This window comes from Phenylobacterium sp. (genome assembly GCF_020402505.1).
GTDB lineage: Bacteria > Pseudomonadota > Alphaproteobacteria > Caulobacterales > Caulobacteraceae > Phenylobacterium.
In genome coordinates this window covers 1-15,870 of the sequence record NZ_JADBZL010000103.1, presented here as the reverse complement: position 1 = coordinate 15,870, position 15,870 = coordinate 1, and the positions used below count along the sequence as shown (strand labels likewise).

The window sequence follows — 15,870 nt, the reverse complement described above, 5'->3', positions numbered from 1 at the left end:
TGTCGAGGTCCGGGACCTGTCCCGGATTTCCGGCGGCGCCTCGCGGCAGACCTTCCGTTTCCGGCTGACCTGGACCGAAGCTGGCGCACCCCGAGAGCGCCGGATGATCCTGCGCCGGGATCCACCGGCCAGCCTGATCGATACCGAGCGCCGGGTGGAGTTCGAGGCCTATCGCGCCTTCTTCGGGTCCAGGGTCCCGGTGCCGGAGATGATTTGGCTGGAGGAGGGGACGGAAGCCCTCGATCTTCCGTTTTCCGTGGCGGAGGAGATCACAGGTTTCGAAGCGGCTCCTGCGCTCTTGTGGACAGAACCCTACCTCGCCTCACACGAGAGCCTGGCGCGGAACAAGTGGACCATACTGGGTGAAATCGCCCGCGCCGATCCCTTTGCCTTGGGGCTGGACCGGGTCATGCCGCCGCCGGATCCGGTTGGCTGCTGGGCGCGCGAGCTTGATATGTGGGAGCAGGTCCTGGACGAGGACCAGGCTGAGCCCCTGCCCATCACACGGGCGGCGATCCGCTGGCTGCGCGCCCATCCGCCGGCGCCCGCCCAGAAGATCGGCGTGGTGCACGGGGACTTCCGGACCGGTAACTTTCTCTACGACCGCCAGGGCGGCATCCACGGGGTCCTGGACTGGGAGATGGCGCACCTGGGCGACCCGCTCGAGGACCTGGGCTGGAGCCTCAATCCCGTCTGGAACTTCAAGCGCAACCTGGCTGGCGGCCTGGTTCCCGACGCCGTCGCCATCGCCCATTGGGAGGCGGCCAGTGGCCTGAAGGCCGACCCCGCCGCCGTGCACTGGTGGACTCTCTTCAACTGCGTGAAGGGCCAGGCGATCTGGATCTCCTCAGCCCGGGCCTGGATCGACGGCGGCAACCGCGAGCCCATCATGGTCCTGCCCGCCTGGGGCATGCAGAACCCCCAGGACCGCGCCATCCTCAAAGTCATGGATCGCCTGTGAAGCCCGATATCCCCGCCGTCCTCGCCGAACTCGCCGGCCTCGTCGCCCGCAACGCCGTTCCCGATGTGGATCCCGCCGAGCGCGCAGGGGCCCTCAGTCTCTCCGCTGCCCTGCTGGGCATGGCGGCTGAAGCCTGGGATGGCGCGGCCCAGCGCCTCGTGGAAGAGAACAAGGCCCTGCGCGCCCTGCTGTCTGACGCCGGCGACCGCGCCGGCCGTAACGCCTGGCTTTCCCAGGGCATTGATGATGACCTGCGGGTCTCGGTCCTCGCCGCCGCCAACGCCCGCCTCCGGTCCGCACTGATCGAACTGCACGCCGCCGTGGAGGGTGACGACGCCCCGGACGCCCGGGCGCTGGAGACCCGAATCTGGGAGGAGTTGCCCCTGTCCACCGAGCGGCGCCAGATGTCCACCGCTCTGGCCTGATCGGGATCAGACCCGGCGCTATCGACAACCCGCCGCCGCTGGGCTTTCTTGTGCGCCCCGCCATTTCGCGGGGGCCCGCCCTCGCGCGGGCGCTTCACGCCAATACCGGCCGCCCATACTGGCCCAAGACGTAAGGGGACGATTTCCTGATGGCCCGCATCCTGCCCGAGCCCACGCCGGAGACCCGGCATTTCTGGGACGGGTGCCGCGAGGGCGAACTTCGCCTGCAGCGCTGCACCGACTGCAAGAAGACCTATTTCCCGCCGCGGGCCTTCTGTCCCTCCTGCGCCTCCCGCCAGGTCGAGGTCTACGCCGCCAGCGGCCGCGGGGTCCTCTGGTCCTACGTGATCAACCACCGGCCGCGCCCCGACATGGGGACCGAGCCCTACGCCATCGCGGTGGTGAAGCTCGACGAAGGCCCGACGATGATGACCAACATCGTCGGCTGCCCGCAGACGGCCGAGGCCCTCGTCCTCGACATGCCCGTGAAGGTGCGTTTCGAAAAGCAGACCGACGACATTTCCCTGCCGCTCTTCGAGCCGGCCCAGTCCTGAGACGGAACCCGACCATGAAGCAGAATTCTGTTGCGGTCGTCGGCGCCGCCGAAACGACCAAGATGGGCAAGATCCCGGATGTCTCCGTGATCGGCCTCCATGCTGACGCGGCCCTGAACGCAATGGCGGACGCCGGCCTCAAGCCCTCGGACATCGACGGCGTCGCCACCGCCGGGATCAGCCCGGTGGAGCTGGCCCACTACCTGGGAATCAAGCCGACCTATGCCGACGGCACGAGCGTGGGCGGCTGCTCCTTCATGCTGCATGTCCGGCATGCGGCGGCGGCCATCAATGCGGGTCTGGCGAAGACCATCCTGATCACCCACGGGGAGTCCGGCCGCAGCCGGGTGGGCGCGGGCGGCTTCGGCCGCGCGCCGTCCAGCCTGATGGGCCAGTTCGAGATGCCCTACGGCGTCACCAGTCCGCCGACCATGTTCACCGTCCCGGTCCTTCGCTACATGAAGACCTACGGCGTGACCGAGGAGGATCTGGCCAACGTGGCCGTGGTCCAGCGCGAGTGGGCGGCCCTCAATCCCCGGGCCAGCTTCAAGGAACCGATCACCGTCGATGACGTCCTGAACTCTCCAATGATCGCCTGGCCCTTCCGGATGCTTATGTGCTGCCTCGTCACCGATGGCGGCGGCGCCCTCATCCTGACCAGCGCTGACCGGGCCAGGGACTTCCCGCAGAAGCCCGTCTACGTCCTGGGTACGGGGGAAAGCGTCGAGACCCCCATGGTCTCTCAGATGTATGACTTCACCTCTTCCACCGCCTTCAAGATTTCCGGCAAGAAGGCCTTTGACGAGGCGGGCATCACCCATGCCGACGTCGATCACCTGATGATCTACGACGCCTTTGCTCACCTGCCCCTCTACGGCCTGGAGGACCTCGGCTTCTGCAAGCCGGGCGAGGCCAAGGACTTCATCCGCGAACGCAACACCGCCATCGGCGGCAAGCTGCCCCTCAACACCAACGGCGGCGGTCTGTCCTACATGCACTCGGGCATGTACGGCATGTACGCCCTGCAGGAGAGCGTGCGGCAGATGCGGGGAACCGCCGCCGCTCAGGTGAAGGATGCAAGGATCAGCATCGCCCACGGGGTTGGAGGCATGTTCGCCGCATCAGGGACGATTGTCTTCACCAACAGAAGTTAGTTTTTTCAATATTTTACCGCATTCATGCTGCAGCAATGCTGCGCAGCATGATCCAACCTTGAAGGTCAGCGCCTCGGGGACCTTTACCCGCCCCGGGCCTGTCTTCTGTTTCGAGGGGGCGTTACGGCCCAGGGTTGAGTCTGATGTGAATTCATAGGAGAACCCCCCATCGGTCCTCAAAGGCCTGTGCGCTGAGGCGAACGGGTCGGAGGGACCAGCAACGCGGTCGGAGCAAAGATGGGATTTTCCACGGACTCGCGAGCGAGGTTCAACCTCGCGCAGGTCTCCGTGCTGTTGCTCGAGGAGACTTCCCTCGGCATGTCGATCCTGGTCCAGATTCTTAACGGGTTCGGCGCCCGCAAGATTTATCGCTGCGATACAGTGGAAAAGGCCGAGAAGGTGGTCCAGGAGACGGACCTCGACCTTCTGATTATCGACGCCATGGGCCGGTCCGGCGCCGGCTACGACTTTGTCCGTTGGCTTCGCCGGTCTGGTATTCGCCCGAACTGCTACGTCCCGGTTATTCTCACTGCGGCTCATACCCCCGCTTCAGCCATCGCCAGGGCCAGGGACTGCGGCGCCCACATCCTGATGGCCAAGCCGCTGACGCCGAGGGCGATGCTTGACCGCATTGTCTGGGTGGCCCGGGCCGGTCGACGCTTTGTCGAGTGTGACAGCTATGCAGGCCCTGACAGACGCTTTAAGGTCTCTGACCTGCCCGCAGGGGTTTCTGTCGGGCGTCGGCGGCAAGATGGGGTTTCTGTTCCCGGTTAGGCTTTGAGACAGCCGACTGGATAGCTTCGCAGTCAAATGATGGGAAATGGAACAGGTCCAATGAACGACTCCGCCCGTATCCACACCCCCGACATCCCGCTTGGACGTCTGATCCGGATGCCGGGCGGCAAGAATGTCGGGCAGGCCCTTGAAGACGCCGAGAAGGGCCTTCAGTCTCTGCGTGGCGAAAGCATGAAGGAACTCCAGCGCGTCCTGGAGAAGGCTGGGGACTACTACAGCCGCGCCGAGGGCAAGTTCAACCCACTGCTCGTCAACGCCTTCTATGACCTGATCAACGGCGCCATCGGCTTGCCGACTGTCGGCAAGGACCGGGCGATTGACAGCATGCTGGTGAGCCTCGCTGATCTGCTCGACTACTACCGGACCTCCGGGGAATGGGGGGATAAGTCGGTTCAGGTTCATCTGAGCACCTTCCAGCTGCTGCTCCGGACCGAAGGCGCACGGGATCCCGAGGGGACGGCGGCCATCCTCTCCGGCCTCCAGAAGGTCAGCCGCAAGGCCGCCCGGGGCTGACCGACGGGTGGACCGTCAGGACCGGGCCTGCCAAGATCAGGGCCTGCCTGCCGGAGGATCGCCATGAAGACCCGCGCCGCCGTCGCCTTCGAGGCCAAGCGCCCGCTCGAGATCGTCGAGGTTGACCTGGAAGGCCCGCGCGCGGGCGAGGTCCTGGTGGAAATCCGTGCGACCGGCGTCTGCCATACCGACGCCTACACCCTCGACGGGCTCGACTCCGAGGGCGTCTTTCCCTCCATACTGGGCCACGAGGGCGCCGGCGTCGTGCTGGAGGTCGGGGCCGGGGTGACGAGCGTGAAGCCCGGCGACCACGTGATCCCGCTCTACACGCCCGAATGTCGCCAGTGCAAAAGCTGCCTGTCGCGCAAGACCAACCTCTGCACCGCCATCCGCGCCACCCAGGGTAAGGGCCTCATGCCAGACGGCACCAGCCGCTTCTCCTACCGGGGACAGGCCATCGCCCACTACATGGGCTGCTCGACCTTCGCCAACCACACCGTCCTGCCCGAGATCGCCGTGGCGAAGATCCGGCCCGACGCCCCCTTCGACAAGGCCTGTTACATCGGCTGTGGCGTGACGACCGGGGTGGGCGCCGTCGTCAACACCGCCGGTGTGGAGGCAGGCGCCAACGTCATCGTCTTCGGGCTGGGCGGCATCGGCCTGAACGTGATCCAGGGCGCCCGGCTGGTGGGCGCCGGCAAGATCATCGGGGTCGACATCAATCCCGCCCGAGAGGCCTGGGGGCGTCGGTTCGGCATGACCGACTTCGTCAATCCCCGCGAGGTGGACGGCGACCTGGTCCAATATCTCGTGGCCCTGACGGACGGCGGCGCCGACTACACCTTCGACTGCACCGGCAACACTGACGTCATGCGCCAGGCCCTGGAGGCCTGCCACCGCGGCTGGGGCGAGAGCATCATCATCGGCGTGGCCGAGGCGGGGCGCGAGATCGCCACGCGGCCCTTCCAGCTGGTCACGGGGCGGGTCTGGAAGGGCACGGCCTTCGGCGGCGCCCGGGGCCGGACGGATGTGCCGAAGATCGTGGACTGGTACATGGAGGGGAAGATCCAGATCGACCCCATGATCACCCACGTCCTGCCGCTTGAGCGCATCAACGACGCCTTCGACCTGATGCATGCCGGGGAGAGCATCCGCAGCGTCGTCGTCTTCTAGGCCGGAGCGCGCCGGCAGGCACTTCAATCGAGTCCATCAACAAGGGGGGCCTGATTCCCCGGGGGAAACGTTCATGATCAAGACCCGTATCACCGACATGCTCGGCATCCGCTATCCCATCATCCAGGCGCCGATGGGATGGATCGCCCGCTCGGCCCTCGCCTCCGCCGTGTCGAACGCCGGCGGAATGGGAATCATCGAGACCTCTTCCGGCGACCTTCCCGCTGTCCGCGAGGAGATCCAGAAGATGAAGGGGCTGACTGACAAGCCCTTCGGAGTGAATATCGCCCAGGCCTATGTCCGGGACCCGGACATCGTCTCCTTCGTGGTCGACCAGGGCGTGAAGTTCGTCACCACCTCCGCAGGCGACCCGAACCGGTACTGCGCCGCCCTCAAGGAAGCAGGCCTGACGGTCTTCCACGTCGTTCCGTCCCTGGCGGCGGCCATCAAGGCCATCGAGGCCGGCGTGGACGGGCTGGTGGTCGAGGGCGGAGAGGGCGGCGGTTTCAAGAGCTCCCGCGAGGTCTCCACCATGGTCCTCCTTCCCCTCGTCTGCTCCAAACTTGACGTCCCCATCGTGGCGGCAGGCGGAATCTCTGACGGCCGCGGCATGGCCGCCGCCTTCGCCCTGGGCGCCGAGGGCGTGCAGATGGGCACCCGAATGGTTTCGGCGGCCGAGAGCCCGGTTCACCAGAACTGGAAGTCCGCCATTGTCCAGGCCAAGGAGACCGACACCGTTTTCCTTAACCGCTTCGGACCAGGACCCGCCTGCCGCGCCCTGAGGACGGAGAAGACGACGCTCCTCGAGAAGGAGCCGGGCGAGAATGGTGTGGCGCCGGAGTTCCGGCGCTCGCAGGAACTTTACTTCGGCGGCGACATGGAGGCCTCCATCGCTCTCTCCGGCCAGGTGGCGGGCCGCATCGAGTCGGTGAAGCCGGTCGCCGAGATCATCTCGGAGATGGTCGGGGAGTTCGAGTCGATCATGACCGGGCTCGCCTCACGCTTCTCGACCGTGCGCATCTGAATCCGGCTCAGGCGGCTAGGGCCGCCGGGGCGTCGGGCGCGGGAGTGTAGCTGGCCTCGTCCCAAAGGGCGTCCCATTCGGCCCAGCGAGCGGAAGCCTCCCTCAGCCGGGCGTCGTCGCGCACCAGGACGACCTCGCCCTGGACCTCGTCCCAGACGACGGTCAGGTCGCAGAGGCGCAGGTCGGGCGAATTCAGCCGGCCCTGGCGCACCAGGTCCTGCGCCATGGCTTCCGAAAGCCTCAGTCGCAGGCGACCTCCCGCGAGGCGCTCGGCCCGGTCGGCGTGGCGGATCACCGCCTCGATCATCTCCGGGGTGGCGGGTCGCAGGGGGCGACGCGCGTCAAAGCGAAGGAAGGCGTCGGGACGGGCGGTGCGGATCGACTGGACATTCTGCATCTTGAGGACCTTTCCTGGGGCTCGCGCCTTGCGATGAGGTCAGATTGCGCTGGCACTGCGCCAGAAACGGTCGTAGGTTTTCTATCTGTTCTCATTTTGGGGGGTGGTGTGAGACACGAGAAGGCGGCGCGGCTTCTGGAACTGGCGAGGCGGCTGGCGGCCTCGGCCGAGGGCCTGACTCTCGATGAGATGTCAGCGGTCATGCAGGTCTCCCGCCGGACGGTGGAGCGCATGCGCGACGCCGTCCGCGAGGCCTTCCCGCAGATGGAGGAGATCGCCGACCCGCCGACGGTCCGGTTCCGGATTCCCTCTGGCCTGGACGGCATCTTCCAGGCCCCGACCGCCGAGGAATTCGCCGCCCTGAGAGCCGCCGCGGAGCATTACCGCCAGTCCGGCGCCATCGCCCGAGCCGCCGCCCTCTCCGCCCTGGAGTCCAAGGTCCTGTCCGCCATCCGGGCCGGCGTGCGTCGTCGCCTGGCGCCGGACATGGAGGCCCTGCTGGAGGCCGAGACCATGGCCGTTCATCCCGGGCCGCGTCCCTTCGAGGACGAGGCCGTGCTGGGCGCCGTCCGCGAGGCCATCGTATCCCTCCAGAGGCTCCGGTTCCTCTACGACGGCGGCTCGACCCCGGGGCGGGAGCGGGAGGTCACGCCCTACGGCCTGCTGTTCGGCCGGTCCAACTACCTGGTCGCCGCCGAGTCCGGGTCCAGTCCGGGCGAGCCCCGCAACTGGCGGTTGGACCGGATCCGGGATGTCCGCGTGGTTCCGCTCCCGGCGAGCCGCCCGGCGGACTTTTCCCTCGCCGCCTACGCCGCGCGCAGCTTCGGCATCTACCAGGACGCTGTGGAGGAGGTGGTGCTGCACATCCTGCCCCATGGCGCCGAGGAGGCCCTCGGCTGGCGTTTTCATGCCACCCAAGCCCTGGAGCGACAGGCCGACGGCTCGGTGATCGCCCGCTTCCGGGCCGCCGGTATGCGCGAGCTTGCCTGGCACCTGTTCACCTGGGGCGACAAGATCCGGATTCTCGCTCCGGAACGGCTGAGGACGCAGATGGCCGAGGAGCTGGCGGCGGCCGTCAGGGCGCACGGCGCGCCCTGACGGCCTGCCATCAGGCTGTCTTCAGCGCCGCCAGCACCGCGTCCGGCCGGATCGGAAGGCGTCGGACACGGGCGCCCACGGCGTTGAAGATGGCGTTACCGATGGCGGGCGCCACCACGGTGGTCGCAGGCTCCCCAAGCCCCACAGGTGCATGGTCGCTATCCACGAACTCGATCCTGAGGTCAGGGACGTCGCTCATCCGCAGGGGCGTGTAGGCGCCCAGATTGGTTTCCTGGATCTGGCCGTCCCGGAAGGACGCGCCTTCGTGCAGGGCCAGGCTCAGGCCCCAGAGGGCGGCGCCCTCCATCTGGGCCAGGGCGCCGTCCGGATGGATGATGGCGCCGGCGTCCACCACCAGGTGCAACTTCTCGACCTGGACCGCGCCGGTCTTGCGATCGACCCGGACCCGGGCGGCGCAGGCCGTCCAGGTCGGCATGTCCCGCTCCTGGCCAAACGTGGTGGCGAGACCCAGGCCCACGTCTGCAGGGAGCTTGCCGCCCCACCCGGCAGCCTTCGCGACCCTGGAAAGCACAGCGGCCTGCCGCTTGGCCCCGCCGACGGCGTTGGGTGCGGACCCGCCGTTACGGCCGGTCCCATCCAGCATCTTCAGGCGGAAGGCCAGGGGGTCCTGGCCGGTGGCGTGGGCCGCTTCGTCCATGGCGCTTTCCACGGCCCAGTTTGTCCAGCCGGGCCCCACCGAGCGCAGCCAGCCCGGGCGGAAGGCGCGGTTGGCCAGGTCGTTGGACAGGGCCCGCACCCGGTGGGCGCCGACGCTATACCAGTGGTTGGCGCCATTGATCGCGAAGGGATCGAAGGGCCGGTCGTTGGCGCCCTTGGGCATGAAGAAGGGCGCCATGACCTCGGTCGGCCAGCCGGCGGCGGCCGCGTGGTCCATGGCCGTCACGCGGCCCCCCTCGCCGAAGGCCATCCGCACCCTCTGCACCGAGGGCGAGCGGAAACTGTCGAAGAGGGTGTCGTCCTCGCGGGTGAAGACCAGCTTGACGGGCTTGCCGAGGGCCTTCGCCGCCAGGGCGGCCGGCACAGCGTAGTCCCCGTTCAGGCGGCGGCCGAAACCACCGCCGAGCAGGTAGGTCTTCAGAACAATGCTGGTCTCTGGACGGCCCAGGGCCTTGGCCAGGGTCGGCAGGATCAGCGACTGCCACTGGTTGCCCGTATGGATCTCGAAGACGCCGTTGCGCTCGAAGGCCAGGGCGTTCAGCGGCTCCATCTGGAAGTGCAGGGCGGCGTCCGTGGCGTACTCCGCCTCGAGCGTCGTCTTCGCCGAGGCGAAGGCCACCTCGACGCCGGGATCGGCGACCACCAGGGACCCGGCGGCTTCGTCGGAGATCAGCGCCCTCGCCCGCGCCTCAAGGTCGGCGTCTGAAACCTTGGCTGTGGGTCCATTCTCCCAGGCCACCTTCAGGGCGCGGACGGCGCGGTCAGCGGCGATGAAGCTGTCGCCCAGGGCCAGCACCCAGCCGGGAACTGTTCCCGACGGATCGTCCAGCACCAGGTGGCCCAGATATCCGGGGATCCCCTTCGCGCCGGACTCGTCCACCGAGACGACCTTGGACTCATTGCGGGTCGGCGGCAGCACCGGCCGGGCATAGATCATCCCGGAGATCTTCGCATCGATCCCGAACATGGCCGAGCCATTGGTCTTGGCCGGGATGTCGCGGGCCTGGAACTCGCCGCCAATCAGCCGCCGCTCGGAGGCCGGCTTGATCGGCAGGGCGGCCAGCTCCTTGTCTGTGAAGCCCGTGCGCAGCCCGCCCTTGGCGACGATGTCGCCATAGCTGACCGCACGCTTGCCGGCGAAGACCTTGCCCTTCCGGGCGATGCAGGCCGACGCCGGCGCGCCGAGCATCTTGGCCCCGGCTTCGATAAGGGCGATCCGCCCGGCGGCGCCAGCTTGGCTCAGGAAGGGATAGCTCTGCCAGACGGACCAGGACCCGCCGGTGACCATCAGGCCCCACTTGGGATCGGTGTCCACGTGGATGATACGAACCTTGTCCCAGTCGGCCTCGAGCTCATCGGCGACAATGCGGGCCAGGGCGGTGCCCACGTGCTGTCCCATCTCGGCGCGGACCACATTGACGGTCACAACCCCCTGGGCGTCGATGCTGTACCAAAGGCTGGGCTCGAAAGCGGGGGCGCCGGAATAGGGACCCATTGAAACGGCCGCCTCGGCGGAGGCGGCGAAGCCGAAGGCCGCACCTGCGGCGCCCGCTGCAATCAGGAATCGGCGGCGGCTGGGATCGGGGATCAGAGGACGGTTCATGAGCGGGCCTCCGCCTTGCGGTTTACGGCGCGCCTCGGTCCGCGGCCCGCCGCTAGCTTCACGGCCTTGCGGATCCGGACATAGGCCATGCAGCGGCAGAGATTGCCGTCCATGGCCGCCTCGATCTCAGCGTCGGTGGGATTGGGATTGGCCGCCAGGAGGGCTGCGGCCTGCATGATCTGGCCGGACTGGCAGTACCCGCACTGGGGCGCCTGGGCTTCGACCCAGGCCGCCTGGACTGGATGGGTCCCTCCGGCGCCCAGGCCTTCGATCGTGGTCACCTTCATGCCGTCGACGGCGCTCACCGGGGTCAGGCAGGAGCGGATGGCCTGGCCGTCCACATGCACCGTGCAGGCGCCGCACTGGCCGACCCCGCAGCCGAACTTGGTCCCGGTCAAGCCCAGTTCGTCGCGCAGGACCCACAGCAGAGGGGCGTCGTCGGGCCCCCGGTTCTGGACACTTCGTCCATTGACCTCGAACTTCGCCATGCCTGGACCTCCCGGCTTATGCTTCCCTAGCGTGAAGCTGCCCCCGCTCGGAGCCTCTGTCCAGAGGGCGTCGCACTTATGCTCAGGTCCGGAAGGCCGCCGCCATCTCGCCCATCCAGACCTTGAGCGCGTCCTTGAGGGCTGCGCTCGTCCGGCCATGCCGAACGATGATCAGGTCCAGGTCAGGGACAAGGAGGGTGAACTGGCCTTCGTGTCCGTTGGCGGAGAAGGAGCCCTCGCCGCCCAGGCCCAGCCACCAGTGGGCGCCGTAGGGACCATCCGTGACGCCGGTCTGCTGGAAGGTCTGGGTCCGGGCGTAGTCGACCCAGCCCTCCGGTAGCAGGCGGCGCCCATTCCAGACCCCGTCCCTGAGGTAGAGCAGTCCGAAGCGTGCGAAATCCTGGCCGCTGGCGAAGCAGAAGGACGACCCGATGAAGGTTCCCGCAGGATCGAATTTCGGAACCGGGGTGCGCATGCCAAGGTGTTCGAACAACCGCTCTTGCATGAAGGCGGCGAAGACCTCGCCCCGCAGGCCCGTCACTTCCGCCAGGATCCGGCAAATGATGTTGGTCGTGCCAGACGAATAGCTGAAGAAGGTCCCCGGCGGGTGGTCCAGGGGCTGGCTGGCCGCGTAGTGCGCCACGTCCGCCTTTCCCGAGCCCCACATCATCTCGATGGTGTCCGAGGGCTTGTCGGGCTCGTAGACCTCCGAAAACCTCAGTCCGCTGGACATCCGAAGCAGTTGGTCGGTCGTGATGGCGCCCCTGGGGTCCCCGGGCGAACGCCATTCCGGGACGGGCGCAGGGGCCATGACATCCAGGAGCCCATCGCGGACCGCGATCCCCACCAGGGCGTGGGTGATGCTCTTGGCCATGGACCAGGACAGGCATGTCGCCTCCGGCCCATGGGCGGGACCATAGCGGTCGAGCACGAGGCGGCCGCTCTGGACCACCACGACGGCGTGGGTCTCCTCGAAGTCGGTGAAGCCGCGATCGATCAGCCGGGCCAGACGCTTGGCGTCCACTGACGGGGGGAGGGGGCCGCGCCTCCAGCTCAGGGTCGGCCAGTCGACGTCGGGCGGCTGGACCGGCAGGGGCGGGAGGGTGGCGCCGGTCATGCGAGCAGGGCCCGGACTTCTTCGACCTCCTCCGGAGTGAGGATCCACTCGGCGCATCGGGCGTTGGTCTGAACCTGTTCGGGGCTTGTGGCGCCGGCGATGACCGAGCTGACGGCGCGGTGCCCGAGCAGCCAGGCGAAGGCTAGGTCGAGGATTCGCCGGCCGCGCTGTTCCGCCCATTGCTCGAGGGCTTCGAGCCGGTCGAAATTCCGCTCGCTCAGGGCGGCGGCGCCGCGCTTGCCCCAGGCCGCAAGCCGTGTGCCCTGGCGGGGTGGCTCGCCGCGCCGGTACTTGCCGGTCAGGAAGCCGCTGGCGAGCGGAAAATAGGGCAGAAGGCCCAGGCCGAAGCGCTCGCAGGCCGGAAGGACCTCGCGCTCCACGCCGCGCTCCAGCAGGCTGAAGTTGTTCTGGGCCGAGACGAAGCGCTCCAGGCCCTGGGTTCGTGAGGTCCAGTCCGCGTCGGCGATCTGCCAGCCGGTGAAGTTGGAGTTGCCGATGTAGAGCACCTTGCCGGCCCGGACGAGATCGTCGAGGGCGCGCAGGGTCTCCTCGATGGGCGTATCGGCATCCGGCACGTGCATCTGGTAGAGGTCGATGTGGTCCGTATGCAGGCGCTTGAGGCTGTCCTCCACCGCCTTGACGATGTAGCGCCGGGCGCCGCCCCGAAGGTACTCGCCCTCGCCCATGGGGTTGGCGAACTTGGTGGCCAGGACCGCCTTGTCCCGCCTGCCCTTCAGCGCCTCGCCCAGGAAGACCTCGGACTTGGAGGCGCCGTAGATATCGGCCGTGTCAAAGAAGTTGACCCCGCAGTCGAGGGCGGCGTCGACCACCATGCGCGTCTGGGCCTGGTCGATCCGCATGCCGAAGTTGTTGCAGCCGAGCCCGATTACGCTGACCTTGAGCCCGCTGTTCCCCAGCCTACGAAGTTGCATGGCGTCCTCCCGCACCGCTCTGATCCTCGAAACCTAGGTCAGGCGGATAAGGCGCGCCAGCGCTTACAGCATTCGCGCAACACCTGAGTCTTGGGGAGCGGAGGGGCATCGCCCCCTTCCTCTCCGCAGCTCAGAGGGCTCGGGCGAGCCTCAGGGCTTCCGCATTTTCAATCGCCGCCCGTCGCAGGTTGACGGCTTCGAAGTCGGCGCAGGACTCGATCTCCCGCTCGCCGAAGGCGGCGTCTTCATCTTCGGTCTCAAGGGGTGCGAACCAGGGACGATAGTTCATGACAATCTCCCAAGCGGATGGACGCCGAAAGTTAAGACGCGTTAATCTTTCGCAGCCAAGAGCCGGTGCTGGACTCTCACGCACTCTTGAACAGGCTTGGAATTTCCCCTCAGGGCGGCATGACATCTGGTCTTGCCCGCCGTCCGACCTTAAGAATGGACTCAGCGCCCAAAGAGAGGGCCGGCGCAGGCTTGTGTTCCAATGAAGGACCGGGCCGCGCCGCCCGGGCGACCTGGGAGGAAACGGGTCTTGCAACCAACGCGTACCGAGGGTCCCGACTACTATCACAAGGTGGTCGACTGCCAGTGGGCCTGCCCGGCCCACACGCCCGTGCCGGAATACATCCGCCTGATCGCCGATGGCCGGTACGATGACGCCTACATGATCAACTGGAAGTCGAACGTCTTTCCCGGCGTTCTCGGCCGCACCTGCGACCGCCCCTGCGAGCCCGCCTGCCGGCGCGGACGCGTGGAGGAGGAGCCCGTCGCCATCTGCCGGTTGAAGCGCGTGGCGGCGGACAACAAGCAGGACGTCGGGCCCCTCATGCCGCCGGTGACCGCCAAGCGGAACGGCAAGCGTGTCGCCCTGATCGGCGCTGGACCCGCCTCCCTGACCGTGGCCCGCGACCTCGCCCCCCTGGGTTATGAGCTGGTCCTGTTCGACGGCGAGCCGCGCTCCGGCGGCATGATCCGCAGCCAGATTCCCCGCTTCCGCCTCCCGGAGGAAGTGATCGACGAGGAGGTCGGCTACATCACCCGTCTCGGCGGGGTGGAGCTTCGCCTCGGCCAGCGGATCGAGAGCCTCAAGGGCCTGCTGTCCGAGGGCTTCGACGCCGTGTTCGTCGGCTCCGGCGCGCCCCGGGGCCGGGACCTCGACATTCCAGGCCGCAAGGAGGCCGCCGCCAACGTCCACATCGGCATTGACTGGCTTTCCAGCGTGTCCTTCGGACACATCGAGAAGATCGGCCGCCGGGTCATCGTCCTCGGCGGCGGCAACACCGCCATGGACTGCTGCCGCACCTCGCGCCGCTTGGGCGGCGAGGAGGTCAAGGTCGTCGTTCGCTCGGGCTTCGAGGAGATGAAGGCCAGCCCTTGGGAAAAGGAAGACGCGATCCACGAGGACATCCCGATCCTCAACTTCCGCGTCCCCAAGGCCTTCACCCACGAGAACGGTCGCCTGACCGGCGTGACCTTCGAGATCGTCCGCGCAGAATACGACGACAAGGGCCGACGCAACCTCGTCCCCTCGGGCGAGCCCGACGAGCACCACGAATGCGATGACGTCCTGGTCGCCGTCGGCCAGGAGAACGCCTTCCCCTGGATCGAGCGCGACATCGGCCTGGAGTTCGACCGCTGGGACATGCCGCAGGTCGACCCGGTCACCTTCGAATCCACCCGCAAGGGGGTCTTCTTCGGCGGCGACGCCGCCTTTGGCCCGAAGAACATCATCTGGGCCGTGGCCCACGGCCATGATGCGGCGGTCTCCATCCACCGCCACTGCATGGGCGAGGACGTCCATGACCGTCCGCCCCCCGGCTTCTCCCTGGTCTCCCAGAAGATGGGCATCCATGAGTGGAGCTACGACAACGACATCTCCCTCGAGCAAAGGCACCGCGTGCCCATGCTCGACAAGGCCGAGGCGCTCAAGAACGTCCGGGTCGAGGTCGAACTCGGCTTTGATTCCCGGCTCGGCTACGCCGAGGCCCAGAGGTGCCTGAACTGCGATGTCCAGACCGTCTTCACGGACAACCTCTGCATCGAGTGCGACGCCTGCGTCGACATCTGCCCCGTCGACTGCATCACCTTCACCGATGACGGCGAGGAGGCCGACCTTCGCCAGCGCCTCAAGGCCCCGGCCCTCAACCTCGACCAGGACCTCCTGGTCTCCGGCGCCCTGGCCACGGGCCGGGTCATGGTCAAGGACGAGGATGTCTGCCTGCACTGCGGCCTGTGCGCCGAGCGCTGCCCCACCGGGGCCTGGGACATGCAGAGGTTCACCCTCGAGATGACCCACGCCGACCAGATGGGAGGCGCCGCATGACCGCCCCCCTCGCCGCCGTGAACGACTTCGTCGTCAAGTTCGCCAACGTCAACGGCTCCGGCTCGGCCAGCGCCAACTCCATGTTCGCCAAGTCCGTCCTGCGGATGGGCGTGCCCGTGGCGGTGCGGAACATCTTTCCGTCGAACATCCAGGGCCTGCCCACCTGGTTTGAGGTGCGCGTCACCGGCGAAGGCCACCTCGGCCGTCGCGGCGGCGTCGACATGATGGTCGCGATGAATCCCCAGACCTGGGACAAGGACGTCGCCGAGATCGAGCCCGGCGGTTACCTCTTCTACGACTCCACCAAGCCCATGCCGGCCTCGAAGTTCCGGGACGACATAACGGTTGTGGGCGTGCCCCTGACGGCCATCTGCAACGCCGCCTATACGGTCGCCCGCGAGCGGCAGCTGTTCAAGAACATCATCTATGTCGGCGCCCTCGCTTCCCTGCTGGGCATCGAGATCGCCGTCATCGAACAGCTGCTCGCTGAGCAGTTCGAGGGCCGCGAGAAGCTCATCAAGGCCAATATCGACGCCTTGCACATGGGCCGCGACTGGGTGCGGGACAACATGGCCCCCCTGGGGCTCCAGGTCCGCCGGGCCGACGCCGTCGGCGACCGGATCTTCATC

At 67.5% G+C, this 15,870-nt stretch carries 17 protein-coding genes; 11 read left to right on the top strand and 6 right to left on the bottom strand.

Annotation, left to right across the window (positions count from 1 at the left end):
• The 8 genes from IM632_RS08110 to IM632_RS08075 form a co-directional block, all read left to right on the top strand.
• On the top strand, positions 1 to 961 hold a 961-nt coding region (locus IM632_RS08110), incomplete at its 5' end, for a phosphotransferase family protein (protein WP_296552198.1).
• Positions 958 to 1,386, top strand: a complete 429-nt coding sequence (locus IM632_RS08105) for a hypothetical protein (protein WP_296479708.1) — start codon at positions 958 to 960, stop codon at positions 1,384 to 1,386. The genes IM632_RS08110 and IM632_RS08105, both read left to right, overlap by 4 nt.
• Positions 1,387 to 1,535: 149 nt before the next feature.
• Complete coding sequence (locus IM632_RS08100) at positions 1,536 to 1,940, top strand: Zn-ribbon domain-containing OB-fold protein (RefSeq protein ID WP_296479707.1); 405 nt, start codon at positions 1,536 to 1,538, stop codon at positions 1,938 to 1,940.
• A 14-nt stretch (positions 1,941 to 1,954) separates the two neighbouring features.
• Positions 1,955 to 3,094, top strand: coding sequence for a thiolase domain-containing protein (locus IM632_RS08095; protein WP_293517678.1), 1,140 nt, complete (start codon positions 1,955 to 1,957; stop codon positions 3,092 to 3,094).
• A 237-nt stretch (positions 3,095 to 3,331) separates the two neighbouring features.
• Entirely contained in the window at positions 3,332 to 3,868 is a 537-nt protein-coding gene (locus tag IM632_RS08090; protein ID WP_296479706.1) for a response regulator, read from the top strand.
• Positions 3,869 to 3,928: 60 nt separating this feature from the next.
• On the top strand, positions 3,929 to 4,402 hold the full coding sequence (locus tag IM632_RS08085; RefSeq protein WP_293517674.1) for a hypothetical protein: 474 nt from the start codon (positions 3,929 to 3,931) through the stop codon (positions 4,400 to 4,402).
• Positions 4,403 to 4,465: 63 nt separating this feature from the next.
• Entirely contained in the window at positions 4,466 to 5,575 is a 1,110-nt protein-coding gene (locus tag IM632_RS08080; RefSeq protein WP_296479705.1) for an S-(hydroxymethyl)glutathione dehydrogenase/class III alcohol dehydrogenase, read from the top strand.
• A gap of 73 nt (positions 5,576 to 5,648) precedes the next feature.
• Positions 5,649 to 6,599 carry a nitronate monooxygenase gene (locus IM632_RS08075; protein WP_296479704.1) on the top strand — a complete coding sequence of 317 codons (951 nt, stop codon included), beginning with the start codon at positions 5,649 to 5,651 and terminating at the stop codon, positions 6,597 to 6,599.
• Positions 6,600 to 6,606: 7 nt separating this feature from the next.
• Here the strand turns inward: IM632_RS08075 and IM632_RS08070 are convergent, their stop codons facing one another.
• The gene (locus IM632_RS08070; RefSeq protein WP_293511170.1) at positions 6,607 to 6,996 is read right to left on the bottom strand and encodes a hypothetical protein; all 390 of its coding nucleotides are present in this window, start codon (positions 6,994 to 6,996) and stop codon (positions 6,607 to 6,609) included.
• 108 nt (positions 6,997 to 7,104) lie between these two features.
• Here IM632_RS08070 and IM632_RS08065 point away from each other — a divergent pair, with 108 nt between their 5' ends.
• The gene (locus IM632_RS08065; protein ID WP_296479703.1) at positions 7,105 to 8,094 is read left to right on the top strand and encodes a YafY family protein; all 990 of its coding nucleotides are present in this window, start codon (positions 7,105 to 7,107) and stop codon (positions 8,092 to 8,094) included.
• Between the two features lie 10 nt (positions 8,095 to 8,104).
• Here the strand turns inward: IM632_RS08065 and IM632_RS08060 are convergent, their stop codons facing one another.
• The 5 genes from IM632_RS08060 to IM632_RS08040 form a co-directional block, all read right to left on the bottom strand.
• Positions 8,105 to 10,375, bottom strand: coding sequence for a molybdopterin cofactor-binding domain-containing protein (locus tag IM632_RS08060; RefSeq protein WP_296479702.1), 2,271 nt, complete (start codon positions 10,373 to 10,375; stop codon positions 8,105 to 8,107).
• Positions 10,372 to 10,863, bottom strand: a complete 492-nt coding sequence (locus IM632_RS08055; RefSeq protein WP_296479701.1) for a (2Fe-2S)-binding protein — start codon at positions 10,861 to 10,863, stop codon at positions 10,372 to 10,374. Before IM632_RS08055 ends, IM632_RS08060 begins: the two co-directional genes overlap by 4 nt.
• An 82-nt stretch (positions 10,864 to 10,945) precedes the next feature.
• A complete protein-coding gene (locus IM632_RS08050; RefSeq protein WP_296479700.1) occupies positions 10,946 to 11,980 on the bottom strand; it encodes a serine hydrolase in 1,035 nt (344 codons plus the stop codon).
• Positions 11,977 to 12,912, bottom strand: a complete 936-nt coding sequence (locus IM632_RS08045) for an aldo/keto reductase (RefSeq protein WP_296479699.1) — start codon at positions 12,910 to 12,912, stop codon at positions 11,977 to 11,979. Before IM632_RS08045 ends, IM632_RS08050 begins: the two co-directional genes overlap by 4 nt.
• A gap of 130 nt (positions 12,913 to 13,042) precedes the next feature.
• Positions 13,043 to 13,201 carry a hypothetical protein gene (locus tag IM632_RS08040; RefSeq protein WP_293513372.1) on the bottom strand — a complete coding sequence of 53 codons (159 nt, stop codon included), beginning with the start codon at positions 13,199 to 13,201 and terminating at the stop codon, positions 13,043 to 13,045.
• Positions 13,202 to 13,450: 249 nt separating this feature from the next.
• Here IM632_RS08040 and IM632_RS08035 point away from each other — a divergent pair, with 249 nt between their 5' ends.
• The gene (locus IM632_RS08035; protein WP_296504351.1) at positions 13,451 to 15,241 is read left to right on the top strand and encodes an FAD-dependent oxidoreductase; all 1,791 of its coding nucleotides are present in this window, start codon (positions 13,451 to 13,453) and stop codon (positions 15,239 to 15,241) included.
• A partial coding sequence (locus IM632_RS08030; protein WP_296552197.1) for a 2-oxoacid:acceptor oxidoreductase family protein occupies positions 15,238 to 15,870 on the top strand: 633 nt, incomplete at its 3' end. The genes IM632_RS08035 and IM632_RS08030, both read left to right, overlap by 4 nt.